The sequence below is a fragment of the Comamonas koreensis genome (assembly GCF_021026195.1).
GTDB classification, from domain to species: Bacteria; Pseudomonadota; Gammaproteobacteria; order Burkholderiales; family Burkholderiaceae_C; genus Comamonas; species Comamonas koreensis.
In genome coordinates this window covers 344,315-367,945 of sequence record NZ_JAJNCT010000020.1, presented here as the reverse complement: position 1 = coordinate 367,945, position 23,631 = coordinate 344,315, and the positions used below count along the sequence as shown (strand labels likewise).

General features: G+C 63.6%; 23 protein-coding genes. 7 read left to right on the top strand and 16 right to left on the bottom strand.

Annotation, left to right across the window (positions count from 1 at the left end; genetic code table 11):
- Positions 1 to 94: 94 nt before the first annotated feature.
- Entirely contained in the window at positions 95 to 634 is a 540-nt protein-coding gene (locus LPW39_RS15895; RefSeq protein ID WP_230777204.1) for a gluconokinase, read from the bottom strand.
- Between the two features lie 189 nt (positions 635 to 823).
- Here LPW39_RS15895 and gntR point away from each other — a divergent pair, with 189 nt between their 5' ends.
- Positions 824 to 1,891, top strand: a complete 1,068-nt coding sequence (gntR, locus tag LPW39_RS15890; protein WP_230777324.1) for an HTH-type transcriptional regulator GntR — start codon at positions 824 to 826, stop codon at positions 1,889 to 1,891.
- Positions 1,892 to 1,916: 25 nt separating this feature from the next.
- On the opposite strand, the gene LPW39_RS15885 is transcribed toward gntR, so the two are convergent.
- The 9 genes from LPW39_RS15885 to scpA all read right to left on the bottom strand — a co-directional run bounded on the left by LPW39_RS15885 (position 1,917) and on the right by scpA (position 12,187).
- Positions 1,917 to 2,687: a YdcF family protein gene (locus tag LPW39_RS15885; protein WP_230777202.1), complete on the bottom strand. Its 771-nt coding sequence runs from the start codon at positions 2,685 to 2,687 to the stop codon at positions 1,917 to 1,919.
- An 84-nt stretch (positions 2,688 to 2,771) separates the two neighbouring features.
- The gene (gene accC / locus LPW39_RS15880) at positions 2,772 to 4,820 is read right to left on the bottom strand and encodes an acetyl-CoA carboxylase biotin carboxylase subunit (protein WP_230777200.1); all 2,049 of its coding nucleotides are present in this window, start codon (positions 4,818 to 4,820) and stop codon (positions 2,772 to 2,774) included.
- 50 nt (positions 4,821 to 4,870) lie between these two features.
- Complete coding sequence (locus LPW39_RS15875) at positions 4,871 to 6,076, bottom strand: hypothetical protein (protein WP_230777198.1); 1,206 nt, start codon at positions 6,074 to 6,076, stop codon at positions 4,871 to 4,873.
- Positions 6,077 to 6,091: 15 nt separating this feature from the next.
- On the bottom strand, positions 6,092 to 7,624 hold the full coding sequence (locus LPW39_RS15870) for an acyl-CoA carboxylase subunit beta (protein ID WP_230777196.1): 1,533 nt from the start codon (positions 7,622 to 7,624) through the stop codon (positions 6,092 to 6,094).
- 60 nt (positions 7,625 to 7,684) lie between these two features.
- Positions 7,685 to 8,722, bottom strand: a complete 1,038-nt coding sequence (meaB, locus tag LPW39_RS15865) for a methylmalonyl Co-A mutase-associated GTPase MeaB (protein ID WP_230777194.1) — start codon at positions 8,720 to 8,722, stop codon at positions 7,685 to 7,687.
- A gap of 91 nt (positions 8,723 to 8,813) precedes the next feature.
- Positions 8,814 to 9,272: a GNAT family N-acetyltransferase gene (locus LPW39_RS15860; RefSeq protein WP_230777192.1), complete on the bottom strand. Its 459-nt coding sequence runs from the start codon at positions 9,270 to 9,272 to the stop codon at positions 8,814 to 8,816.
- The gene (locus LPW39_RS15855; protein WP_230777190.1) at positions 9,269 to 9,685 is read right to left on the bottom strand and encodes a PIN domain-containing protein; all 417 of its coding nucleotides are present in this window, start codon (positions 9,683 to 9,685) and stop codon (positions 9,269 to 9,271) included. The genes LPW39_RS15860 and LPW39_RS15855 overlap by 4 nt, the downstream gene beginning before the upstream one ends.
- Positions 9,686 to 9,708: 23 nt before the next feature.
- On the bottom strand, positions 9,709 to 9,966 hold the full coding sequence (locus tag LPW39_RS15850) for an antitoxin (RefSeq protein ID WP_230777181.1): 258 nt from the start codon (positions 9,964 to 9,966) through the stop codon (positions 9,709 to 9,711).
- 46 nt (positions 9,967 to 10,012) lie between these two features.
- Complete coding sequence (gene scpA / locus LPW39_RS15845) at positions 10,013 to 12,187, bottom strand: methylmalonyl-CoA mutase (RefSeq protein ID WP_230777172.1); 2,175 nt, start codon at positions 12,185 to 12,187, stop codon at positions 10,013 to 10,015.
- 131 nt (positions 12,188 to 12,318) lie between these two features.
- Between scpA and LPW39_RS15840 the strand changes: the two genes are divergently transcribed.
- The gene (locus tag LPW39_RS15840; RefSeq protein WP_133856111.1) at positions 12,319 to 12,954 is read left to right on the top strand and encodes a GntR family transcriptional regulator; all 636 of its coding nucleotides are present in this window, start codon (positions 12,319 to 12,321) and stop codon (positions 12,952 to 12,954) included.
- 30 nt (positions 12,955 to 12,984) lie between these two features.
- On the opposite strand, the gene LPW39_RS15835 is transcribed toward LPW39_RS15840, so the two are convergent.
- Positions 12,985 to 14,277: a TIGR03862 family flavoprotein gene (locus LPW39_RS15835; protein WP_230777164.1), complete on the bottom strand. Its 1,293-nt coding sequence runs from the start codon at positions 14,275 to 14,277 to the stop codon at positions 12,985 to 12,987.
- 205 nt (positions 14,278 to 14,482) lie between these two features.
- Between LPW39_RS15835 and moaA the strand changes: the two genes are divergently transcribed.
- From moaA to LPW39_RS15820, 3 genes are all read left to right on the top strand, one after another.
- A complete protein-coding gene (moaA, locus tag LPW39_RS15830) occupies positions 14,483 to 15,568 on the top strand; it encodes a GTP 3',8-cyclase MoaA (protein ID WP_407928858.1) in 1,086 nt (361 codons plus the stop codon).
- Between the two features lie 69 nt (positions 15,569 to 15,637).
- Positions 15,638 to 16,291: a molybdenum cofactor guanylyltransferase MobA gene (mobA, locus tag LPW39_RS15825; protein WP_230777160.1), complete on the top strand. Its 654-nt coding sequence runs from the start codon at positions 15,638 to 15,640 to the stop codon at positions 16,289 to 16,291.
- A gap of 73 nt (positions 16,292 to 16,364) precedes the next feature.
- Positions 16,365 to 16,694 (top strand): thioredoxin family protein, encoded by a 330-nt coding sequence (locus LPW39_RS15820; protein WP_230777158.1) that lies wholly within the window; start codon positions 16,365 to 16,367, stop codon positions 16,692 to 16,694.
- A gap of 55 nt (positions 16,695 to 16,749) precedes the next feature.
- Here LPW39_RS15820 and LPW39_RS15815 read toward each other — a convergent pair whose 3' ends face one another.
- From LPW39_RS15815 to LPW39_RS15805, 3 genes are all read right to left on the bottom strand, one after another.
- Positions 16,750 to 17,655 carry an adenylate/guanylate cyclase domain-containing protein gene (locus LPW39_RS15815; protein WP_230777156.1) on the bottom strand — a complete coding sequence of 302 codons (906 nt, stop codon included), beginning with the start codon at positions 17,653 to 17,655 and terminating at the stop codon, positions 16,750 to 16,752.
- Positions 17,656 to 17,898: 243 nt separating this feature from the next.
- Positions 17,899 to 18,912: an LD-carboxypeptidase gene (locus tag LPW39_RS15810; protein WP_230777147.1), complete on the bottom strand. Its 1,014-nt coding sequence runs from the start codon at positions 18,910 to 18,912 to the stop codon at positions 17,899 to 17,901.
- Positions 18,913 to 19,095: 183 nt separating this feature from the next.
- The gene (locus LPW39_RS15805; protein ID WP_230777137.1) at positions 19,096 to 19,539 is read right to left on the bottom strand and encodes a BON domain-containing protein; all 444 of its coding nucleotides are present in this window, start codon (positions 19,537 to 19,539) and stop codon (positions 19,096 to 19,098) included.
- Positions 19,540 to 19,785: 246 nt separating this feature from the next.
- Between LPW39_RS15805 and LPW39_RS15800 the strand changes: the two genes are divergently transcribed.
- Positions 19,786 to 21,480 carry a SulP family inorganic anion transporter gene (locus LPW39_RS15800; RefSeq protein WP_230777136.1) on the top strand — a complete coding sequence of 565 codons (1,695 nt, stop codon included), beginning with the start codon at positions 19,786 to 19,788 and terminating at the stop codon, positions 21,478 to 21,480.
- A 124-nt stretch (positions 21,481 to 21,604) separates the two neighbouring features.
- Complete coding sequence (locus tag LPW39_RS15795; protein WP_230777133.1) at positions 21,605 to 22,354, top strand: sulfurtransferase; 750 nt, start codon at positions 21,605 to 21,607, stop codon at positions 22,352 to 22,354.
- 35 nt (positions 22,355 to 22,389) lie between these two features.
- Here LPW39_RS15795 and LPW39_RS15790 read toward each other — a convergent pair whose 3' ends face one another.
- Together LPW39_RS15790 and LPW39_RS15785 are read right to left on the bottom strand one after the other, a co-directional pair.
- On the bottom strand, positions 22,390 to 22,800 hold the full coding sequence (locus tag LPW39_RS15790; RefSeq protein WP_230777131.1) for a DoxX family protein: 411 nt from the start codon (positions 22,798 to 22,800) through the stop codon (positions 22,390 to 22,392).
- 91 nt (positions 22,801 to 22,891) lie between these two features.
- Positions 22,892 to 23,593 (bottom strand): pirin family protein, encoded by a 702-nt coding sequence (locus LPW39_RS15785; RefSeq protein ID WP_230777129.1) that lies wholly within the window; start codon positions 23,591 to 23,593, stop codon positions 22,892 to 22,894.
- Between the last annotated feature and the right edge of the window lie 38 nt (positions 23,594 to 23,631).

Sequence of the window (23,631 nt, the reverse complement as noted above, 5' to 3'; positions counted from 1 at the left end):
GGGACGCACAACCTGAGCCGCAGCATCCCCTTATTTATGTAATTTTTATAGCACAGCAGCCGCATGCGGCGCTGGCACTAGGCTTTGTCAGCGCCTAAGGCTGCTGCGCATCCAGCCACTGCTGCACTTGCTGGGCAATGCGGTCCAGCGGCGTGTCGGCATCCACGGTCAACACCTGCACCTCGTCACGCGGGTCTTCCAAGGTGGCAAATTGGTTGGCCACCAGTTCGGGCGAGAAAAAATGCCCCGCACGCTGCTGCACCCGCGCCAGGGCCGTGTCGTAGCTGAGATCCAGAAACACAAAGCCCAGCCGCGCCTGGGACGCACGCAACAACGCGCGGTACTGGCGTTTGAGCGCCGAGCAGGTCAGCACCACACCTTGGCCATCATCCGCCTCGGCCAGCAACTGCGCCAGGCGCTGCAGCCAGCCAGCGCGGTCGGCATCGGTCAATGCAATGCCCGCCTGCATCTTGGCCACACTTTCGGGCGCATGGTAGCTGTCGCCTTCCACCAGACGCCAACCCAGCTGCGTGGCAATAGCCTCACCGGCGCTAGATTTGCCGCATCCCGACACCCCCATCACCACCAGAGCTACAGGACGCCGACGCGAAGAATCACTAGAGGAGATGGTCATTGGGTTAGCGCTATCCAATACAGGTAAAAAACAAACACTGCCTTTGGATGACGCCATTGAACAAGCCGATTCAAGCCATCAGCCCGGTTCTTGCGACGCCCGCAGGCACTGCTTTCCTTCCCAATTACGCTGGGATAGCGCTATCATACCGGATATTGCTTGCTGAACCGACCGGAGAATTGCTTGCCCCTGCCCCCATCCACCCCATTGCCCGAGCCAGTTGCCGAGCCCCCTGGCCGCCGCTCGCGTGCCAGCGGGCGGGTGACCTTGCAGGATGTGGCGGATGCCGCAGGGGTCAGCCCGATGACGGTGTCGCGCGCGCTGCGCGGCGAACGCCGGGTGGCAGCGGCGCTGGCTGACAAGGTGCGTGAGGTGGCTTTGCGCTTGGGTTATGTGCCCGACCCGGCCGCGCGCGCGCTGGCATCGCAGAAAAGCAAGCAGGTGCTGGTCATCGTGCCCCTGCTCAGCAATACCTTGTTTGTGGATTTGATCGAGGCGGCGCACAAGGTGCTGTTTGCCGCCGGCTACCACCTGCTGATTGGGGTATCGCACTACAGCGCCGCTGAAGAAGAGCAGCTGCTGCGCGCCTACCTGCCGATGCGCCCTGCCGGCCTGATGCTGACCGGTTATGAGCGCAGCGCCGGCAGTGCCCAGCTGCTGGCCGCCAGCGGCACGGCCTGTGTGCATTTGATGGAGCTGCACCCGGCCAGCGCTGCCGCTGGCATGCACAGCGTGGGTTTCTCACAGGTGGATGCCGGGGTGACGATGACCGAGCACCTGCTGGCCCAGGGTTACCGCCGTATCGCCTTTTGCGGCGCCCAGCTGGACGCCCGCGTGATGCAGCGCCTGCAGGGCTATCGCCAGGCCTTGCAGCAGACGGGTCTGGCCGACCCGGGTCTGGAGATTCTGAGCCCAGAGCGCTCCTCGCTGGCCCTGGGTGCGCAGCTGCTGGAGCAGGTACTGCAACTTGGTGGTGGCGTGGATGCCGTATTTTTCTGCAACGATGACCTGGCCCAGGGCGCGCTGCTGGCGGCCAACCGTCTGGGGCTGGCCGTGCCCACGCAAATCGCGATTGCCGGTTTCAACGACCTGCCTGGCAGCGCGCAGATGGTGCCGCCGCTGACCACCATCCACACACCCCGTGGCGCCATTGGCGCCGAGGCCGCCACCATGCTGCTGCAGCTGCTGCAAGGCCAGCCGGCGGCACAACACCGGCTGGATCTGGGCTACCACTTGGTGCGGCGCGCCAGCACCTAAGAACCTGTTCAAAGGGCTTATACCTCTACCACTCACCCAAGGCCCAGCTGCTGGCCACCGCAAAATACTCGCGCAGCCAGACGTTGAACCGGGTCAGCAACGGTGTGGGGGCCGCCACGCCAATCGGATGGCTAAAGCCCTGGCTGCGGGCAATCTGCAGCGCGCGCCAGAGGTGGAAATCGCTGCTGACAATCGCAATCGGCTGCGCCAGATCCACGCCGCGCTGCTGCAGTATCGGGCCGGTCCACTCCAGGTTGAGCACGGTGCTGGTGCTGCGCTCTTCCACCACCATCGTGGCCGGGTCCAGTCCATGGGTCTGGGCCAGGTAGCGCGCCATGATGGCGCCCTCGCTCTCTTCCTGCCCAAAATCCACCCCACCGGTCACCGCCAGCACCGCCTTCGGCTGCAAGGCCGCCAGCTGCGCAGCGGTATCGAGCCGCATGGCCAACGCCGGGCGCGGCTTGCCGTCTTGCGTGCCACTGCCCAGCACCACGATCGCCGCCACCGGCGCTGTGGTCGCCGGCGTCTGCCCCAAGCCGGCAATATGCTGCCAGAGCCAGCCCACGCTGAGCACCCACAAGGCCAAGCCCAACCAGGCTGCACGCCATAGTGCGCGGCGCCAAGGCGCTGCGGCGCACCAGGCCAGCACCACCGACCAGCGCCAGACCAGATAAGCACCGGCCAGGCCCAGCCCTACCGGCACCAGCACCCCCAGGTGAAAGTGCCCGGCAGCCAGAGGCACGATACCCAGCCCCAGCAGCACCAGCGCAGCCAAAGCCAACAAAGCTCGTTGCATTCCCATCCTCTCGTACACGCTTCGCTCCTGCACAAAAAAACCCGCTGCGGGGCAGCGGGTCTGCATCATCGCGAAGCCGTCAGATCATTCAAATTCCAGAATGATATCGTCCACAGCCAAGGAATTGCCCTTGGCAGCGCTCACCTTGCTGACCACGCCGTCCTGCGTCGCAAACAGGATGTTCTCCATCTTCATCGCCTCGATGACCGCCAGCTTCTCGCCGGCCTGCACCTTCTGGCCCGGCTGCACTGCCACATCGACCAGCAGGCCGGGCATGGGCGAGAGCAGGAACTTGGACAGATCCGGTGGCGCCTTGTAGGGCATCAGCTGGTACAGTTCGGCGCCGCGCTCGGACAGCACCAGAATGTCGCGCTGCGTGCCATTGTGGATCACGCGCAGCGCGAGCGGGTTCTTGGCCGTGCCGCGCTCGATCTGGGCGGTAAAGGGCTGGCCGTTGCAGGTGCCGTGGGTGACGACATCGCGCAGCACCGCTTCGCTGCTGAACTGGTAGGTCTTGTCGCCAATGCTGACCTTGCAGACGCGGGCTTCGTCGTCAAAATCGGTCACCTCGGCCGAGACAAAGCGGTGCTGGCCTTCGGCACCCAGCACCACCGCCGTGTAGCTGTGGCCCACCCGCACCTGGTGGCCCAGCATCTGGCCGCTGATGGTGGATGCGCGCGCGCGGTAGCGGCGGTTGCGGAACATCGCCAACGCCACCAGAAAATCGGTGTCCTCATGGGGCACGTCCTCGGCATGGAAGCCATGGCCGTAGTGCTCGGCGATAAAGCCAGTGTTGAACTGGCCCGAGACAAACTTGGGGTGCGCCAGCAGCGCTGCCTGGAAAGGAATGTTCGAGCTGATGCCCCGGATCGCAAAGCCGTTGAGCGCCTCGCGCATCTTGGCAATCGCCTCGTTGCGGTCCTTGCCATGCACGATCAGCTTGGCAATCATCGAGTCGTAGTACATCGGGATCTCGCCGCCCTCGTACACACCGGTATCCACGCGCACACCTTGCAAATGGGCGGTATCGGCCTGCCACATGGTCTGCTTGGGCGGCTCAAAGCGCACCAGGCGGCCGGTGGATGGCAGGAAGTTGCGGAACGGGTCTTCCGCATTGATACGGCATTCGATGGCCCAGCCATCGCGCTTCACATCGGCCTGGCTGAAGGACAGCTTCTCGCCCGCCGCCACGCGGATCATCTGCTCGACCAGATCGAGACCAGTGATGCACTCGGTCACCGGGTGCTCCACCTGCAGGCGGGTGTTCATTTCCAGAAAGTAGAAGTCCTGGTCCTTGCCGACGACAAACTCCACCGTGCCGGCGCTCTGGTACTGCACGGCCTTGGCCAGCGCCACCGCCTGCTCGCCCATGGCCTTGCGGGTGGCATCGCTGATGAAGGGCGATGGCGCCTCTTCAATCACCTTCTGGTGGCGGCGCTGGATCGAGCATTCGCGCTCGTTCAGGTAGACCACATTGCCATGGCTGTCGCCCAGGATCTGGATCTCGATATGGCGCGGCTCCTGCACGAACTTCTCGATAAAGATCCGGTCATCGCCAAAGCTGTTGCGGGCCTCGTTCTGGCAGGCGGTAAAACCTTCCAGCGCTTCCTTGTCGTTGTAGGCCACGCGCAAGCCCTTGCCGCCGCCGCCTGCCGATGCCTTGATCATCACCGGGTAGCCAATGCCCTGCGCAATGCCCACCGCCTTCTCTGCGTTCTCAATGGCATCGTTGTAGCCGGGGATGGTGTTCACCTGGGCTTCGTTGGCCAGCTTCTTGGAGGCGATCTTGTCGCCCATCGCCGCAATCGAATGCGCCTTGGGGCCGATAAAGGCAATGCCTTCGTCTTCGCAGCGCTTGGCAAAGGCCTCGTTCTCCGACAGGAAACCATAGCCCGGGTGGATGGCCTGTGCGCCGGTCTTGCGGGCCGCATCGATGATGCGGTCGGCCAGCAGGTAGGACTCGCGGCTGGGCGCTGCGCCAATATGCACCGCCTCGTCGGCCAGCTTCACATGGCGTGCGTCCTTGTCCGCATCGGAGTAGACCGCAACGGTCTGGATGCCCATGGTTCGGGCCGTGGCGATCACGCGGCATGCAATCTCGCCGCGATTGGCAATCAGGATTTTGCTGAACATGGTTGTCGTCTCTTTGTTGAATCTCTCGGTTGGCCACCATGCTGCCGTGCTTACGGCAGCGCCTTGTCATGCGCCCATTGCCCGCCGGGCATGAGCAAATAGTCTTCGCAATCGATCTCGCTGCAGCGTACGCTTCCCAGCAGTTGCAGCATCACCTGGTCCTGCGTGCGCACATCGGTGGAGCGCCCCTGCACCTTGACGGCCAGCAGGCGGCTGTCCTTGCCCCAGCGGGCAATCTCCTGGCCTTCGACCACCGCTGCCGTGCTGTCCCAGCCATCGCGGTGGGCCGTGCGCACCGTCGCCAACCTGCGCGACAGGATGCGTTCGGGCCGCACGCCCACCAGCACTACCTGGCCGCGCAAGCTGGCCAGGTTCTTGTCCAAGGTGGGCAAGTCCACCACGCGGCGGGCCTGGTACTGGCGCACCATCGCCTGCAGCCGCTGGGCATTGGCGCTGTACTCGCGCTGCTGCTCGGGCTTGCCGGCGTTGTGCTGCTGCTGCGCCGCTGCGTTGTTGCTGTACTGCTGGAACAGCAGCTCGCGCCCCTGCAGCGAGGCCGTGGCCCGCACCACCGGCGCGGGCAGATGGCCATCGGCATCGGCCGCCAGCTCAAAGCCTTGGTACAGCATCAGCCGCACCAGGTTCTGCGCTGCACCCGGGCAGGCACGCTGCCAGTGCTGCAACGCCGCCTGCAGCCATTGCCGCGCCACCTGCTCGGAGCCCAGTGGTGAATGGATGTCCACCAGCACATGCAGCGCCATCGGTGCGCAGGCATCGGCCGGCGTATTGCCATCCAATGCCGCCTGCACCCACAGGCGCCCGCCCTTGCCTTCGCTGTCCGCCAACGGCCCCAGGTCGAGCAGCACCTGGCTGTCGGCCAGGGGCCGGGCAGCGCGCGCTGCCGGGCGGCCGAGGAAAATCCCCCGGTCAAAGCGGCCCTGCCAGACAATCGGCGCCGCGCCGGCATCGCTGCGCGGCAGCCACTGCGCCCGGCCCTCGCCCTGGGCCAGGCCGTTTTCACAGCCGCCCTCGTACGAGAACACGTATTGCCAGGACTGGGCCAGCGGCGCGCCACTGCGGGCCACGCAGCTGCTGCTTGGTGGTGCCGGCATGCCGGGCTGGGTTTGCGCCCCCGCCGCCACACCCATGCCGACCATGGCTGCGCACAGCAGGCGCTGCGCCAGTAAGCACTGCGCCCGCAAGCGCTGCGCCCGCCGTCTTGCGGCCGTGCGAGCTGGGGCAAAGGTGGAGCGCATTCGGGCCTGCAGCGTTTAGAGCGGGATGTTGCCGTGCTTGCGCCAGGGGTTCTCAAGCTGCTTGTTCTTGAGCATCTCCAGGCTGCGGCAGATGCGCTTGCGCGTCTCGTGCGGCAGGATCACATCGTCGATAAAGCCCCGGGCGCCAGCGACAAAGGGATTGGCAAAGCGGCTCTTGTACTCGGCCTCGCGCTTGGAGAGCTTGTCCGGGTCGTTCTTGTCTTCGCGGAAGATGATCTCGACGGCGCCCTTGGCACCCATCACCGCAATCTCCGCCTGCGGCCAGGCCAGGTTCACATCACCGCGCAGGTGCTTGGAGGCCATCACGTCATAGGCACCGCCGTAGGCCTTGCGGGTGATGACGGTGATTTTCGGCACCGTGCATTCGGCGTACGCATACAGCAGCTTGGCACCGTGCTTGATGATGCCGCCGTATTCCTGGCTGGTGCCGGGCATGAAGCCGGGCACATCGACAAAGGTGACCACCGGGATGTTGAAGGCATCGCAAAAGCGCACAAAGCGGGCGGCCTTGATGGAGCTCTTGATATCCAGGCAGCCGGCCAGCACCAGCGGCTGGTTGGCCACAATGCCGACGGTCTGGCCGGCCATGCGGGCAAAGCCGATCAGGATGTTCTTCGCGTACTCGGGCTGCAGCTCAAAGAAATCGCCATCATCAACGGTCTTGGCGATCAGCTCCTTCATGTCATAGGGCTTGTTGGGGTTCTCGGGCACCAGGGTGTCGAGCGACATGTCGGCACGGCTGACCGGATCGGTGGTTGCGCGCACCGGTGCCTTTTCGCGGTTGTTCAGCGGCAGGTAGTTGTAGAGGCGGCGCAGCATCATCAGCGCTTCGACATCGTTGTCAAAGGCCATGTCGGCCACACCGCTCTTGCTGGTGTGGGTCAGCGCGCCCCCCAGCTCCTCAGCAGTCACCTGCTCATGCGTCACGGTCTTGACCACTTCGGGGCCGGTGACAAACATGTAGCTGGAGTCCTTGACCATGAAGATGAAGTCGGTCATCGCGGGCGAATAGACCGCGCCACCGGCGCATGGGCCCATGATCATCGAGATCTGTGGCACCACGCCCGAGGCCAGCACATTCTTCTGGAACACGTCGGCATAGCCGCCCAGCGACGCCACGCCTTCCTGGATACGGGCGCCGCCCGAATCGTTGAGGCCAATGACCGGTGCGCCGACCTTCATCGCCTGGTCCATCACCTTGCAGATCTTCTCGGCATGGGTCTCGGACAGCGCGCCGCCAAACACGGTGAAATCCTGGCTGAAGACAAAGACCAAGCGGCCATTGATCATGCCGTAGCCGGTGACCACGCCATCGCCCGGGATCTTGGTCTCTTCCATGCCAAAGTCGGTGCAGCGGTGCTCGACAAACATGTCCCACTCTTCGAAGGTACCGTCATCAAGCAGCAGCTCGATGCGTTCGCGCGCGGTGAGCTTGCCCTTCTTGTGCTGTGCGTCGATGCGCTTTTGCCCGCCGCCGAGGCGGGCGAGTTCACGCTTTTTCTCCAGTTGTTCCAAGATATCTTGCATGTTCCATCCTTGAAGCTTGCTAGGTTGTCTCTCTGTCTTGATCTGGGGTCGCCGCCCGGGTCAATCCGCTTTGTGAATCATCGCTGCACTGCTTTGCGCCTGCAGCAGGTTTCTGGCCGCCGTCGATGCCGCCAACTGGCCCGATGCGACTTGCTGCTGCACAGCAGGCAGCATATCGCGCACGCCAGGGTGGCTGCGAAACGCCAGCTTCAGCCCATGGTCAATGCGCTCCCACATCCAGGCCAGCGATTGCTTTTCGCGCCGCATCGCCAGGCAGCCATTGCTGGTCTGCATCTGGCGGTAGCTGCTGACGGCCTCCCAGAAGGCCTCCACACCATGGCCGAGCAGCGCGCTGATCTGTATCACCCGGGGCTGCCACAGTGCACCACGCGCCGCCTGGTCATGGCTGCCATGCATGCCCAGCAAACGCAGGCTGGAGGTGATCTGCGCCTGGGCACGGGTGGCGGCGTTCGGATCGATGTCGGCCTTGTTGATGACCACCAGGTCCGCCAGCTCCATCACGCCTTTTTTGATGGCCTGCAGGTCATCGCCGGCATTGGGCAACTGCAGCACGCAGAACATGTCGGTCATGCCATGCACCGCAATCTCGCTTTGGCCGACGCCGACGGTCTCGACCATCACCACGTCATAGCCCGCCGCTTCGCAGACCAGCACGGCCTCGCGCGTCTTCTCTGCTACGCCACCCAAGGTGCCGCTCGATGGACTGGGGCGGATATAGGCTTCGGTACGCATGGAGAGCTGCTCCATACGCGTCTTGTCGCCCAGGATGGAGCCGCCCGACACGGTGGACGATGGGTCAATCGCCAGCACCGCAACACGCAGACCCTTGCCAATCAGATAGAGGCCCAGGGTTTCAATAAAAGTGGATTTGCCGACACCAGGCACACCGCTGATGCCCAGGCGAAAGGATTGGCCGGTATGCGGCAACAGCGCCGTCAGAAGCGCATCACCCAAGGCACGGTGGTCTGCACGGGTGGATTCCAGCAAGGTGATGGCCTTGGCCATCGCGCGCCGCTGCAGCGCCGGGTTGTCCCCTTGCGTAATGGCGGCAACGCGCTCGGCGACCTCGGTACTCATGCCGCCGCCCGATCACCACGTTGCTGCCACATCCCTGCGCCAGAAGCGCATGCAGCCATCATTTGTTTCGCCAACACCATATCCACTACCTCTACGCCGGGGTCCACTGGTACAACAGGTCAATCGGATCGCCGCCCGTCTGCACAAAGCCATGGCGCTCATAAAACCGGATCGCATCGCTCTGGTTGAGCACCTCCAACCACACCGCGCGGCCTTGCAGGCGCGCTTGGGTTTGCACATGCTGCAGGGCCCAGTCGCCAATGCGGCGGTTATGCCAGGCCGGCAACAGGTACAGGTGCTGCAGTTTCAGGCGGCCATCGTCATAGGGCACCAGGGTCAGCAGCCCTGCGCGCTGCGGGCCCTCACCTGCCCCCTCATCCACGCAGATGTGCTGCATGTACTGCGGCTCAAACTGGCCCAGAAAACGCTTGCGGGCATGGTTCATGTTGAAGATGCCCAGCCGCTCCAGGCTGGGGCGCATGGCGGCTACACGCAAGGCAAACAGCGCTTCGAAATCGCTGGCATCCACTGGGGCAAAAGAAAGCTTCATAGCGCTGCCTCCATCCAGTCTTCCATCCGCAAACCTTCGATCCGCTTAAATTCGCGGACGTTATGCGTGACCAAAACGCCATCGGGGTCCGCAAGTGCCTGGCAGCCAATCATCAAGTCAATGGCCCCAATGGGGGTGCCGGCCTTGCGCAAGCGGGCAGATTGCTCACCGTAATGCCAGATGGCATCACCACCCCAGGGCTCAATGCAAAACAGCGACAAGGCTTCTTCCATCAGCGCACGGTTGCGCTCCGGGTGTGCACTGCGCATGGCGCCACTGGCCAACTCAGCCGCCACCAGTGCTGGTATCACCATGCGGGTATGGTCCACCGTCCGCATACGGGCCAGCACCGCCGCATGCTGGCGATGCCAGGCATAAATGCAGATGTTGGTGTCGAGGTAATAGCGAGGCATAGGTCAGCAGGTCGCAGTCCGGGTCAGTCAAAGCCGATGTCACGCGGAGGCGTCTTGTCGCGCTCGATCTCATCAGGCATGCCCTCAAAGCGCCCCACCAGACGGTCGAGCCGCGCCAGCCATGCGGCATGCGCATCCACAGGCACAGGGCGCAAGACCACCGAACCATCGGCCAGCCGCTCTACCGTCACCTCGTCGGTGTCGAAGCGGAACTCCTTGGGGAGGCGAACGGCCTGGCTGCGGCCGTTCATGAAGATTTTGGCGATGGCAAGGTCAGACATGCGGCGCTTTCAGGATGCGGTATATATCAATGGTATATACCTCGTTTCAAGCCGTCAAGCTGGCCCTGATCTGCTCCAGCACATCCTTGGCGCTGGCCGGAATCGGCGTGCCGGGGCCGTACACGCCTTTGACGCCGGCGTTGTAGAGGTAGTCGTAATCCTGCGCAGGAATGACGCCGCCGACAAAGACGATGATGTCGTCGGCGCCCTGTTTTTTAAGCTCTTCGATGATGGCGGGCACCAGAGTCTTGTGGCCGGCGGCCAGGGTGGAGACGCCGACGGCATGCACGTCGTTCTCGATGGCCTGGCGGGCGCATTCCTCGGGGGTCTGGAACAGCGGGCCCATGTCCACGTCATAGCCCAGGTCGGCAAAGGCGGTGGCAACCACCTTGGCACCCCGGTCGTGGCCGTCCTGGCCCAGTTTGGCGATCATCACGCGGGGGCGGCGGCCTTGCTCTTCGGCAAAGGCAGCGATTTCGCCCTTGAGGTTTTCCCAGCCTTCGGCCGAGTCATAGGCGGCGGCGTAAACGCCGGTCACCTTTTGCGTATCGGCGCGGTGGCGGCCAAAGGATTTTTCCAGCGCGTCGGAGACTTCGCCCACGGTGGCGCGCAGCCGCACGGCCTGGATGCACAGATCAAGCAGGTTGCCCTCGCCCGACTCGGCAGCATCGCTCAGCGCCTGCAAGGCCTTGTCAACGGCAGCAGCATCGCGTGTGGCCTTGATCTGGTTCAGGCGTGCAATCTGGCTGTCGCGCACCTTGACGTTGTCCACTTCAAGAATATCGACCGGATCTTCCTTGGCCAGCTTGTACTTGTTGACGCCGACAATCACTTCCTTGCCCGAGTCGATGCGCGCCTGCTTCTCGGCCGCAGCAGCCTCGATCTTGAGCTTGGCCCAGCCGCTGTCCACGGCCTGGGTCATGCCCCCCATGGCATCGACCTCTTCAATGATCTTCCAGGCGGCATCGGCCATGTCCTGGGTCAGCTTTTCCATCATGTAGCTGCCGGCCCAGGGGTCGATCACGTTGGTGATGTGGGTTTCTTCCTGGATGATGAGCTGGGTGTTGCGTGCAATGCGGGCGCTGAACTCGGTGGGCAGCGCGATCGCTTCGTCGAGCGCATTGGTGTGCAGCGATTGCGTGCCGCCAAACACGGCAGCCATGGCCTCGATGGTGGTGCGCACCACATTGTTGTAGGGGTCCTGCTCGGTCAGGCTCCAGCCGCTGGTCTGGCTATGGGTGCGCAGCATCAGGCTCTTGGGGTTCTTGGCCTCGAAACCGGTCATGATGCGGCACCACAGCAGGCGGGCGGCACGCATCTTGGCGATTTCCAGGTAGAAGTTCATGCCCACCGCCCAGAAGAAGGACAGGCGCCCGGCAAAGGCATCCACATCCATGCCCTTGGCGATGGCGGTTTTCACATATTCCTTGCCGTCCGCCAGGGTGAAGGCCAGCTCCAGCGCCTGGTTGGCACCGGCTTCCTGCATGTGGTAGCCGCTGATCGAGATCGAGTTGAACTTGGGCATGTTCTGGCTCGTGTACTCGATGATGTCGCCGATGATGCGCATGCTCGGCTTGGGCGGGTAGATGTAGGTGTTGCGCACCATGAACTCTTTGAGAATGTCGTTCTGAATGGTGCCCGAGAGCTGATCCTGCGCAACGCCCTGCTCTTCTGCCGCCACCACATAGCCGGCCAGCACCGGCAACACCGCGCCATTCATCGTCATCGACACCGAGACTTTGTCCAGCGGAATGCTGTTGAAAAGGATCTTCATGTCCTCGACCGAGTCGATCGCGACACCGGCCTTGCCAACGTCACCGGTCACACGCGGGTGGTCGCTGTCATAACCACGGTGGGTGGCCAGGTCAAAAGCAACCGACACGCCTTGGCCGCCAGCGGCCAGCGCCTTGCGGTAGAAGGCATTGGATTCTTCGGCGGTGGAAAAGCCGGCGTACTGGCGGATGGTCCAGGGCCGCACCGCATACATGGTGGCCTGAGGACCCCGCAGATAGGGGGCGAAACCCGGCAAGGTATCGGCGAAAGGCAAGTCGGCGGTATCGGCAGCGGTATAGAGCGGCTTGACGGTGATTCCATCGGGCGTCAGCCAGTCCAGGCTTCCGACATCGCCACCGGGGGCGGATTTGCTGGCGGCCTTGTCCCAGGCGGCGCGGTCGGCCTTGGGAAACTCGGATGCAGTGTTGTGCTTCGCGGAATCAGTCATGTCTCAAGCTCGGAATACGTTATAGACAATGCATATTGGCCTACCCACGGCCGCCAGGCAAGTGTACATTATTCATAATTATGAATGCAGAATTTTGAATTTCAGTCGCCTTCTGTACAATGGCGCCACCGATGAGCCTCCCCAATTTTGCGCCGCGCGCGCTGTACCAGGACGTTGCCGAGCTACTGCGGCAACGTATTTTTGCGCACCAACTGCCGCCTGGCAGCTGGATCGATGAGTTGAAGATTGCCGAAGAAATAGGCATCAGCCGCACGCCATTGCGTGAGGCTTTGAAGGTTTTGGCGACCGAAGGCCTGGTCACTATGAAGCTGCGCCGTGGCGCCTATGTGACTGAGGTGTCGCAAAAAGACCTGCTCCAGGTCTACCACCTGCTGGCTTTGCTGGAGAGCGATGCCTCCGCCGAGCTAGCCCGCTGCGCCAGCGCTGAACAGATTGCCGAGCTACAAGGCCTGCATGACGTGCTGGAAGCCGCCGTCCATGAGCGCGATGCCTTTTTCATCGCCAATGAGCAGTTTCACATGCGCGTGCTGGAGATGCTGGACAACAAATGGCTCAGCCAGATGGTGGCCGACCTGCGTAAGGTGATGAAGCTCAACCGCCACAACTCGCTGTTCAAGTCCGGCCGCATCGAGGAATCGCTGCAGGAGCACCGCGCCTTGATGCGGGCGCTGGCTGCGCAGGACAGCAGCGCAGCACGCGCCTGCGTGATGCTGCACTTTAAAAACGGCTTGGCAGCCGCGTCCTAGTCTTGATGACGCTTGGCTGCCCGGCCTTCATCAGCCCTTGAGAAAATGCGCAGCGCCCTGCGCTGCCCGCACGCCGCTCGACAAGGCCGCTGTCAGCAGATAGCCGCCGGTCGGCGCTTCCCAGTCCAGCATCTCACCGGCGCAGAACAGGCCGGGACGGGCATTGCACATCAGATCATGCGAGAGCGCAGTAAAGGCCACGCCACCGGCGGTGCTGATGGCCTCGTCGATGGGGCGCGTGGCGACCACGGTGATGGGAGCCGCCTTGATGGTGCGCGCCAGCAGCTCGGCATTCTGCATGCCCTCCTTGCCCAACACTTCAAACAGCAAGGCGGCCTTGATGCCATCCAGGCCCAACCGGCTCTTCAGGTGGCTGGCCAGGCTGCGCGAACCGCGCGGGTGGCGCACTTCGGCCAGCACGCGCTCAGCGCTGTGGTCGGGCAGCAGATCAACAAAGAAGGTGGCACTGCCCTGGGCCTTGATGGCATCCCGCAGCGGGGCAGACACCGCATAGACCAAGCTGCCTTCCACGCCAGCGTCGGTCGCAACAAACTCGCCTCGGCGTGCAAAGCCCGCCTCGCTGCCGTCGTCAAACCGGATCGCCACGGATTTGAAAGGCTGGCCGGCAAACTTGCTGGCAAAAAACGGCGACCAGCCGGGAACTGTCTCGCCATCGGCGGCCGGCAGCATGCGCACATCAAAGCCACAGTTTGCAGGCTCCAGCGGCACGGTACCCACACCCGCCTGCGCCAGCAGCGGCATCCAGGCGCCGTCCGAGCCCAGGCGCGCCCAGCTGCCACCGCCCAGCGCCAGCACCGTGGCGCGGGCTTGCACGCTGCTCTCGCCATCGGGCGCCGCAAAGCGCAGTGCGCCTGCTTCGTTCCAGCCCAGCCAACGGTGGCGCATCGCAAAACGCACACCCGCTGCCCGCATGGCCACCAGCCAGGCACGCAGCAACGGCGCGGCCTTCATGTCCTTGGGAAACACCCGGCCCGAGGTGCCCACAAAGGTCTCGATGCCCAGATCCTGCGCCCAGGCCTGCACCTCGGCAGCGCCAAAATACTGCAGCCAGGATGCGACCACTGCCTGCTGGCGGCCATAGCGCCCGACAAACGGCGCCATTGGCTCGGAATGGGTGAGGTTGAGCCCGCCACGCCCGGCGAGCAGGAACTTGCGGCCTACCGATGGCATGGCGTCATACACCGTCACCTGCAAACCGGCCTGCGCCAGGCGGTGTGCTGCCATCAGGCCAGCCGGGCCGCCGCCAATGACTGCAACATCCACGGTGGCAGGCGAAGAAGAGGATTGGCTGGGCAAGGTCATGGCAAAAGCAAAGCAAAAGAGAACAAGGGGGCGAACCATACACCAAGTCCGGCCCCTGGCAGACAAGGATTGCTACTTTTCGCAAACTGCTGATGCAGCGCATACCCGCAACAGCACATCGGAAGGCGGCCTCTAGTACCATTCCGCTATGGATCGTCCCGTCATTTCCCTGGTTGACCTGCGTCGTTATGACGCCCGTCTGGCCATGCCCACGCCTGCTGGTGCCACGCTGTCGCATGGCAGTGCGGTGCGTGACCAGCGCCAACGGCCGCTGCGGGATCTGCGCATCAGTGTGACGGACCGCTGCAACTTCCGCTGTAGCTACTGCATGCCCAAGGATGTGTTCGACAAGGACCACCAATACCTGCCGCACCGTGATTTGCTCAGCTTTGAGGAAATCACCCGCACTGCCCGGCTGTTTGCGCAGCTCGGCGTCGGCAAGCTGCGCATCACCGGTGGCGAGCCGCTGCTGCGCAAGAACCTGGAAGCGCTGATCGCCCAGCTGGCCCAGATTGACACCCTGGACGGCAGCCCCATGGATCTGACCCTGACGACCAATGGCTCCATTCTGGCACGCAAGGCCCAGGCCCTCAAAGACGCCGGGCTCAAACGCCTGACGGTCAGCCTTGACAGCCTGAGCGATCCGCTGTTCCGCCAGATGAACGACATGGATTTCCCGGTCGCCACGGTGCTGGAGGGCATCGAGACCGCGCAAGCCGTGGGCTTTGCCAATATCAAGGTGAACATGGTCGTCAAGCGCGGCGTCAATGACCATGAGGTGATCGCGATGGCGCGCCACTTCCGTGGCAGCGGCGTGACCTTGCGCTTTATTGAATTCATGGACGTGGGAGCCACCAATGGCTGGCGGCTGGAAGAAGTGCTGCCCTCGGATGCCGTGCTGGAGCGCCTGCAGTCGGCCTTTGCGCTCACCCCCTTGTCGGCCACCGCGCCCGGAGAGACGGCGGTGCGCTGGGGCTATGTCGGCGCCAACGGCCAGCATGACCCGAGCCTGGGTGAGATTGGCCTGATCAGCAGCGTCACGCACGCCTTCTGCCAGGACTGCAACCGCGCACGCCTGTCGACCGAAGGCAAGCTGTTTTTGTGCCTGTTTGCCAGCGAAGGCTGGGACCTGCGCGCCATGCTGCGCAATGGCGCCAGCGACAGCGACCTGCGCCAGGCCATTGCCCAGGTCTGGGGCCAGCGCAGCGACAACTACAGCGAGCAGCGCAGCCAGCACCCCGAGATCGCGCTGCAGCGCCAGCGGGTCGAGATGAGCTATATCGGCGGCTGATAGCGGCTTTGCCCTCTGCTGATGGCTGCCACAATCAGAGGGTCTGAAACCCTGCTGCCTTTGCCGACCATGCCCTCTTCCGCACCCGCCATTCCCCCTGAACACATCACCGGCCTGGTACTGGCGGGCGGCCAGGGCACGCGCATGGGCGGGGTTGACAAAGGCCTGCAGCTACTCAGCGGCCAGCCGCTGGCATGGCACTGCGCCCAACGGCTGCAGCCCCAGGTGGGGCCCGTGCTCATCAATGCCAACCGCCATCTGGATACCTACCGCGCGCTGGGCTACCCGGTGGTGGCAGACCTGAACCTGCCGGACACCGAAGCATACGCAGGCCCGCTGGCAGGCTTTGCCGCCGGCTTGGCGGCCTGCCAAACGCCCTGGCTGTTGACGGTGGCCTGCGACACGCCGCAGTTCCCGCAGGACCTGGCCCAGCGCCTGGCGCAGGCAGCGGCTGCCCAGGATTGCCCCATCGCAATGGCCTGCACCCCGCCTGAGGGGCCCGGCAGTGAGCGCCCGGTGTTGCAACCCACCTTCTGCCTGATCCATGCCAGCCTGGCAGATAGCGTGCGCCAATTTGTGGCCGGCGGCGGGCGCAAACTGCGGCAGTGGGCGGCACAGCATGGCCATTGCCTGGTGCAGTTTGACGATGGCCAGGCCTTTTACAACGCCAATACGCCCGACGAGCTGGCCCGGCTGCAGGACATGCCACCGCCACACAAGTGACTGGCGCTGACGGACGCGGGCTGTGCCGGTGCTATAACGAATCAGATCTGCATTACCACCTTGGAGCCGCCTTTTGACCTACTCGGCACAGCACCTCAGCCAGGAGCCCCAGCGCTCCGACATCGATACCCAGCCCGGTTTGACCGTGCTGGAATTTGGCACGCCCTGGTGCCCGCATTGCCTGGGCGCACAAAGCCTCATCGAGCAAGCGCTGGGCCCGCGCGCCGATATCCGGCATCTGAAAGTGGAAGATGGCCCTGGCAAGCCACTGGGCCGCAGCTACCGCATCAAGCTATGGCCGACTCTGGTGATGCTGCGCGATGGCCAGGAAGTGGCCCGTGTGGTGCGCCCGACCGATGCGGCCAGCATCAACACCGCACTGGCAGCGCTGCAAACGCCATAAGTTGAAGAATATTGAAGCTGGCTCGGCGCATTCAAGCCGCGCCTGCCATGTGTGCCTAGACCGGGGTCACCGAAAACGCTGTGCTTGGCGCGGTCGGGTCTTCAGGTGATACACCAAAGTACATCACGCCCACGCCATGCAACTGCACCGATTCACGGCGCACGGCGGTCGCGGGGTTGGCGCCAAAGCTCACCCAGGTGCCATAGCGGCTCAGGTCGGTGTAGATCACATTGCCGCTGCGCCAGTCGATGCGGCCATGCTGGCGGGAGACGCGCCGGTCCAGCACAACCCATTCCGAATCGGAGGATCGGCCCACAAACAGCGGCATCTCCTGCGTGCTGAAAAACCGCTCCACCCCACCAGATGCCAGCCGCAGGCGCATCTGCACCACTGCCTCAGGCCTCATCGGCAAGACGGAGTCGTAGGCGGTGACGATCTCCTGGGCCTCAGGCTCAATCCACTGCACCTGGTAGAGCATTTGCTGCTCGGCCTTGCCGCGCACATCCATCCAGCCCATCGGAACAAACACCGTGTCTGCGCGGGCGCCGGACTCCATCGTCGACGAGGCAGCCCAGATCTCGCGGTGACCGGCTTTTTCGCACAGGCGGGCGGCCAGGTTGACCGAGTCGCCATAGCAGTCACCCTCCATCAGCACTACTTCACCGGTGCTCATGCCTACACGTACATGGAATTTTTGCGAAGCTGGCAGGGATTCCCACTGCCCATAGTGGCGGCGCATCAGCATGGTCATGGCGCTCACGGCCAGCGCACTGCTGTTGAAAATGGCGAGCACCCCATCGCCCAGGGTCTTGACCACCCGCCCCCCCGCTTGCACGACGACTTGCTTGAAAGCATCCGTCATGCCCGCGACCGCTCGTGCAGCACGTTCATTGCCCAAGGTTTCGAACAATGCGGTACTGCCCGAGATATCGATAAATACCACGGTGGCGACAGTTGTCATGGATTTTCTAGTTACTGCTGGTGCTACCTCCTCCCCAGGAGCAACGCCAGCTTATGCATCAATTGCGACCATGCATATTACACTGCAAACCAGGGTCTGCGGCCAGCCCGAGCCCGCTGTCGAACTTACGAATTGTTTAGATTCCAACAACCAGGGTAAGCCAGGGTTTTGACAAAACCCGATTCAAGTCCGCTTGCCACATGGCAAAGCGGTTATCGGTTAGTTACCGCTTGGCGCATTTATTTATTGATGGCCCCAATAAATCAGCGCGTCCCGGCCTTCAACACTCAGCGACACCTGGGCGCCCACCGGCAGCAGCACCTTGGTTGGCACATGGCCGAAAGGCAGGTTGGTGAACACTGGCGCCTCGATCTGCGTGCGCAGCCACTGCACCACGCTGGCCAGCTTGAATCCCTTGTCATGCGCGTTCAGCTGGTAATCACTGAACTGGCCAAACACCACGGCCTTTTGCTGGGCCAGCACGCCGGCATGCAGCAAGGTGGTCAGCATGCGCTCCACCTTGTAGGGCGTCTCGCCCACATCTTCGATAAACAGCACCCCGCCTTTGACCTTGGGCAGGTAAGGCGTGCCCACCAGTGAGGCAATCATCGCCAGGTTGCCGCCCCAGAGTGTGGCCTTGGGGATGTAGATATCGTCCGAGGCCGAAGCGCCTGTCACCGTGCCGGCCTTCTCAGGTGCCAGGCGCCAGCCCGCGCCTTCGCCCGCGCCGCTCAGCAGGTCTTCAAAGCAGTCCTGCATGATGTCATCCACGCCGTCTTCAGCGCCAAAATCGCCCACCAGTGCCGGGCCAGCCCAGGTCACGGCACGGGTCCTGGCATACAGGGCCAATTGGAACGCGGTGAAATCGCTCAGGCCGACAAAGCGCGTGCCCGAGGCCACGGCCTTGGCGATCTGTTCATAGTCCAGGCGGTGCAAGAGGCGCGAGAGCCCGTAGCCACCCCGGCTGATCATCGCAACATCGGCGCCGCTTTGGCAGGCGCGGTCAATGGCTGCCAGACGGGTCTCGTCATCACCGGCAAAACGGGTGCTGGAGGCCAGCGCGTCCTGGTCCACCTCCACCTGGTGCCCCATGACCTCCAGGCGCTTTACCGCCCGCTTGAACGCTTTTTTGTCACGCACCGCGCCCGAGGGCGAGTACACATAAATATGCTTGGGGCCGTGGGCATGGTGGTGCTGGCAGTGCTCGTGGTCGCAGTGACCATGGTCATGGTCATGGGAGTGGTCGTGCTGGTGCATGGCGGCGAACGCAGGTAGAGAAAGGCAGGCCCGAGGCCGCCCAATAAGAAGAGCAGTGCCCGGCTCTGCATGCAAAACCGGCACCTTCGGTGTTGGGCGGCATTATGCGGCCAAGCGCCTAGCTGCGGCGCAAACGGGGACTAATGCCATGGACGGGACAGGGACTGCCTTGAATGAATTTGCTCAACTCGGCGCATCCGCACGCCCCTGGATCTGGATCAGGCTGAAAACGCCATGCACTCCGGGCGTGCTGTTCGCAAGCGCCACCGCACGGTCCAGCAGCGGTCTGGACGAGACCGTACCGCGCACGGTGACCATTGCATGCGAGGTCTCCACCTGCAGGGCCACCAGCTCCTGGCTTTGCGAGGCGGCCAGCGCATCCATCACCTGCGACGAGATGGCGTCATCTTCGGCACGGCGGCGATTGGCCTGAGCGGCGCGCTCCACCGCCTGGCTGGCTCGTTGGCCCGAGGCATCCAGCGTCTGCCCCACACCCTGGCTCCAATGCCAGGCCTGCTGCAGCGCCCCGCCCTGCCACAGGGCCGCCAGGCCAGCGCCCATCAGGGCAAGCGCCAGCGCAGCGATGGCTAAGGTTTTGACAACGGAGGAGCGACGGATCAAGTGCATGGGAAGCGGGAGCCAAGGCAGGCACAGGAAAGGGGCTGGACCTCGCCAGCACGGCGCTGTCGGTGCTCCTCATTGTGGCGGCGACCTGGCCAGCTGCCTAGGCCTTGCGACAAGAAACTGCAAGCTATACCCGCAAGATACCTGGCCGTGGCAATTCTTCACAGTCCGGGCTTCACACCGCCGCCGCAGTCACCCTTGCGCAAGCGCCACGCTGCATGTCTAGGCCGATGCGGCGACAATGCTGGCATGCAGTCCTCGCTGATCTACCGAATTTTCCCCTTCCTGCGCTGGCCCAAACCAAGCAAAGCACTATTGCAGGGCGAATTCATGGCGGGGATGACGGTGGGCCTGATGCTGGTTCCGCAGGGCGTGGCCTATGCGCATCTGGCCGGCATGCCGCTGATCACCGGTATCTATGCCTCGATCATTCCAGCGGCCGTGGCCATTCTCTTCAGCCCCTCGCCACGGCTGGGAGTCGGGCCCACCGCCCTCAGTGCTTTGCTGATTGGCGCATCGCTGACCGGCATGGCCGAGCCCGGCTCGGCCCAGTGGGTGGTGCTGGCGGCCTGGATGGCCATCATGGCCGGCCTGGTGCAGCTGAGCCTGGGCCTGGTGCGTGCCGGCTGGCTGCTGAACCTGGTGACCTCGCCGGTACTGGCTGGTTTCACCCAGGCTGCCGCACTGCTGATTCTGGCCTCACAGCTGCCCAGCCTGCTGGGCATGCGCAGCGACTGGGCCACCGTCTGGGACAACCCCTCTTTGGGGCTGTTTGACTGGCGCTCCATCGTGCTGGGTCTGGTCAGCATCGCCATCCTGGTTCTGTGCAAGAAGTGGCGCCCGGCTTTCCCGTCGGCGGTTTTTGTGATCGCCGGCACTGGGCTGGTCAGTTGGCTGACTGACTTTGCCGACAAGGGCGGCGCCGTGGTCGGCCACCTGCCGACCGGCCTGCCACACCTGGTCTGGCCCGGCATGCTGGACTGGTCGCAGTTTGGCCTGCTGGTCATGCCGGTGCTGGTGATCTCGCTGGTCAGTGCATTGGAGACGGCTTCCAGCGCCCAGGTCGAGCACCAACAGGCAGGCACGCGCTGGGACAGCAGCCAGGAGCTGGTGGCCCAGGGCCTGTCCAAGATGAGCGCCGGCCTGTTCGGCAGCTTTGCCACCAGCGCCTCGTTCTCGCGCTCTGCCGTCAATCTGCTGGCAGGTGCCAAGACCGGATACGCCAATGTGTTCTCGATTTTGCTGGTCGTCAGCGTGGTGCTGTGGTTCATCCCCGCGCTCTACCATGTGCCGCAGGCGGCACTGGCCGCGATTGTGATGACGGCCGTCGCCAACCTGGTCAAGCCGCGCGCCCTGCTCTATCTGTTCAAGATCTCGCGCGTTGAAGGATGTATTGCGGTCGCCACTTTCGGGATCACCTTGCTGACGGCGCCGCGCATCTACTGGGGCGTGCTCTCGGGCATCCTGCTCAGCTCCTGCTACTTTCTCTACAACCGCCTGCACCCGCGCATTGTTGAAGTGGGCCTGCACCCGGATGGCAGCCTGCGCGACCGCCATCTCTGGCAGCTGCCACCGCTGGCCCCGGATTTGCTGGCTTTGCGCATGGATTCGGAGCTGGACTTTGCCTCAGCAGCTGCACTGGAAGAGCGCGCTGCCAATGTCTGGGCCCAGCATGGGCACTACCGCCAGCTGGCGCTGCTGGCCCAGCCGATGAACCAGATCGACATCACCGGCGTCGAAGCCTTTGTGCGGCTGGAGCGCATGGCCGCCAAGCGCGGCGGCATGCTGCATATCGTCGGCATGAAGCTGCCCGTCGAAGCCCGCCTCAAACGCGCCGGCCTGCTGCAGGACAACCCGCATCTGCGCATGTACCGCACCGATGCCGAGTTTCTGCAGGCGATGAACCGCGCGCACAGCGATGACGGCATCGAGTATTCGATCTAGCGATTCGGGCCCTGCCGCATGGGCCTGAGCGGCGGCCCGTGCTTCCCTGGCTAAAATAGCCGCCCGCCCTGCGCTCCGGCACCGGCGGCTATTTCCATCCCCCGAAGCTTTGCCAGATACCACCGTGTCCTCGATTCTCAACATCTCCTGCTACAAGTTCGTCAGCCTGCCTGACTGTGAGGCGCTGCGCGAGCTGCTGGCCCAGCGCGCGGCCGATCTGGCGCTCAAGGGCACGGTATTGTTGGCCGAGGAAGGCATCAATTTCTTTCTGGCTGGCCCCGCCGAGGCGGTACATGCCTGGGTGGATGCGCTGCGCCAGGACCCACGTTTTGCGGATGTAGAGCCCAAGGAGAGCTGGTCGCAGACCGTGCCGTTTCGCAAGATGCTGGTCAAGGTCAAGCCGGAGATCATCCGCATGGACCACCCTGCGATCCGCCCCGCCAATGGCCGCGCACCTTCGGTCAGCCCCCGTGATCTGCAGCGCTGGCTGCAGCAAGGCCATGATGACCAGGGCCGCCCGGTGGTCACCCTGGACACCCGCAATGACTACGAGGTGGACGAAGGCGCCTTTGTTGGCGCGATTGATTGGCGGCTGTGCAAGTTCACCGAGTTCCCTGCACAGCTGCGGGCGCACAGAGAGGACCTGGCCGGCAAGACCGTGGTGAGCTACTGCACCGGTGGCATCCGCTGCGAAAAGGCCGCCATCCTGATGCAGGAAGAAGGCCTGACGCATGTCTACCAGCTGGAAGGCGGCATCCTCAAGTACTTTGAGGAAACCGATGGCAGCGGCTACCAGGGCAGCTGCTTTGTGTTTGACGAGCGCCGCGCCGTCGATGACGACTTGCGCAAGACGGCGCTCAAGACCGAGCCTTGACAGTTAAGCTGCCCGGCTCGGCATGCTGCGAGCGATCAAGCAGCGTGGCGCTTGGCGTCCAGGCTCCAGGCACCGGCGCCAAAGGCGGCAAAGGCCAGCAGACCGCCAACGATGGCGATGTTCTTGTTGAACAGCAGCTTGGTCACCATCACGGCCTCGGCGGGAACCGACCAGTAGGCATGGAAGATCACCGTCGCGGCCAAGGTAAAGATCGCCAGAATGGCGGCGGCATAGCGCGTGCCAAAGCCCAGCAGCAAGGCCAGACCACCCAGAATCTCAATTGCCAGGCCCACGGCCACGCCCACCTCGGGCATCGGCATGCCTGCCGATTGGGCATAGCCTACGGCGCCGGCAAAGCCGGTCAACTTGCCCCAGCCTGGAATGATAAAGAACCAGGCAATCAGGATACGGCCCAGCAGGGCCAAAGGATTTTGCAAAGCATTCATATTTTTCTCCTTGAAATAACACCACCACTACTACCAACACCCACACCTGCGCCACACGGGGGCGGCCCTCCATGGCAGCGCCCCCTGTGCATCAGGCAGCCAGATCAAATACCAGCACTTCGGCATCGCGGGCCTGCGCCAGGCGCAGCGATGTCTCCTGGTCCAGATAGGCCGCATCCCCGGTGTGCAGCGCCGTGTCGTTCACCGACACATCGCCCCGCACCACATAGACATAGGACTTGCGTCCGGGCTCCAGGCGCAGGCTGGCCTCTTCATCGCCGTCAAGCAATCCGGCATACATGCGCGCATCGGCGTTCATCGTCAGCGAGCCGTCGGCCCCATCGGGCGACACCACCAGGCGCAGCTGGCCGCGCTTGTCCGCATCCGCAAACGTCTTTTGTGCATAGCTGGGCGCAATGCCCTTGCGATCGGGCTCGATCCAGATCTGCAGAAAATGCGTTTCCTGGCCGCTGGCATGGTTGAACTCGCTGTGCTGCACGCCGGTGCCGGCGCTCATGCGCTGCACATCGCCCGGTGGCAGGCCTTCGATGTGGCCCATGCTGTCCTTGTGGGCCAGGTTGCCTTCCAGCACATAGCTGATGATTTCCATGTCGCGGTGGCCATGGGTGCCAAAGCCCTTGCCCGGTGCCACCCGGTCTTCATTGATCACGCGCAGATTGCCCCAGCCCATGAAGCGGGGGTCGTAGTAGCCGGCAAACGAGAAACTGTGGTTGGAGCGCAGCCAGCCATGGTCAGCATGGCCACGATCGGCAGATTTACGAACCATCAACATTTTTGATCTCCTGTCTGGCTAACGGCGCACATTGCGCT

Coding starts and splice junctions, on each gene's coding strand:
- LPW39_RS15895 (WP_230777204.1), bottom strand. CDS start 634: ATGACCATCTCCTCTAGTGATTCTTCGCGTCGGCGTCCTGTAGCTCTG.
- LPW39_RS15885 (WP_230777202.1), bottom strand. CDS start 2,687: ATGCAACGAGCTTTGTTGGCTTTGGCTGCGCTGGTGCTGCTGGGGCTG.
- accC (WP_230777200.1), bottom strand. CDS start 4,820: ATGTTCAGCAAAATCCTGATTGCCAATCGCGGCGAGATTGCATGCCGC.
- LPW39_RS15875 (WP_230777198.1), bottom strand. CDS start 6,076: ATGCGCTCCACCTTTGCCCCAGCTCGCACGGCCGCAAGACGGCGGGCG.
- LPW39_RS15870 (WP_230777196.1), bottom strand. CDS start 7,624: ATGCAAGATATCTTGGAACAACTGGAGAAAAAGCGTGAACTCGCCCGC.
- meaB (WP_230777194.1), bottom strand. CDS start 8,722: ATGAGTACCGAGGTCGCCGAGCGCGTTGCCGCCATTACGCAAGGGGAC.
- LPW39_RS15860 (WP_230777192.1), bottom strand. CDS start 9,272: ATGAAGCTTTCTTTTGCCCCAGTGGATGCCAGCGATTTCGAAGCGCTG.
- LPW39_RS15855 (WP_230777190.1), bottom strand. CDS start 9,685: ATGCCTCGCTATTACCTCGACACCAACATCTGCATTTATGCCTGGCAT.
- LPW39_RS15850 (WP_230777181.1), bottom strand. CDS start 9,966: ATGTCTGACCTTGCCATCGCCAAAATCTTCATGAACGGCCGCAGCCAG.
- scpA (WP_230777172.1), bottom strand. CDS start 12,187: ATGACTGATTCCGCGAAGCACAACACTGCATCCGAGTTTCCCAAGGCC.
- LPW39_RS15840 (WP_133856111.1), top strand. CDS start 12,319: ATGAGCCTCCCCAATTTTGCGCCGCGCGCGCTGTACCAGGACGTTGCC.
- LPW39_RS15835 (WP_230777164.1), bottom strand. CDS start 14,277: ATGACCTTGCCCAGCCAATCCTCTTCTTCGCCTGCCACCGTGGATGTT.
- moaA (WP_407928858.1), top strand. CDS start 14,483: ATGCCCACGCCTGCTGGTGCCACGCTGTCGCATGGCAGTGCGGTGCGT.
- mobA (WP_230777160.1), top strand. CDS start 15,638: ATGCCCTCTTCCGCACCCGCCATTCCCCCTGAACACATCACCGGCCTG.
- LPW39_RS15815 (WP_230777156.1), bottom strand. CDS start 17,655: ATGACAACTGTCGCCACCGTGGTATTTATCGATATCTCGGGCAGTACC.
- LPW39_RS15810 (WP_230777147.1), bottom strand. CDS start 18,912: ATGCACCAGCACGACCACTCCCATGACCATGACCATGGTCACTGCGAC.
- LPW39_RS15805 (WP_230777137.1), bottom strand. CDS start 19,539: ATGCACTTGATCCGTCGCTCCTCCGTTGTCAAAACCTTAGCCATCGCT.
- LPW39_RS15800 (WP_230777136.1), top strand. CDS start 19,786: ATGCAGTCCTCGCTGATCTACCGAATTTTCCCCTTCCTGCGCTGGCCC.
- LPW39_RS15790 (WP_230777131.1), bottom strand. CDS start 22,800: ATGAATGCTTTGCAAAATCCTTTGGCCCTGCTGGGCCGTATCCTGATT.
- LPW39_RS15785 (WP_230777129.1), bottom strand. CDS start 23,593: ATGTTGATGGTTCGTAAATCTGCCGATCGTGGCCATGCTGACCATGGC.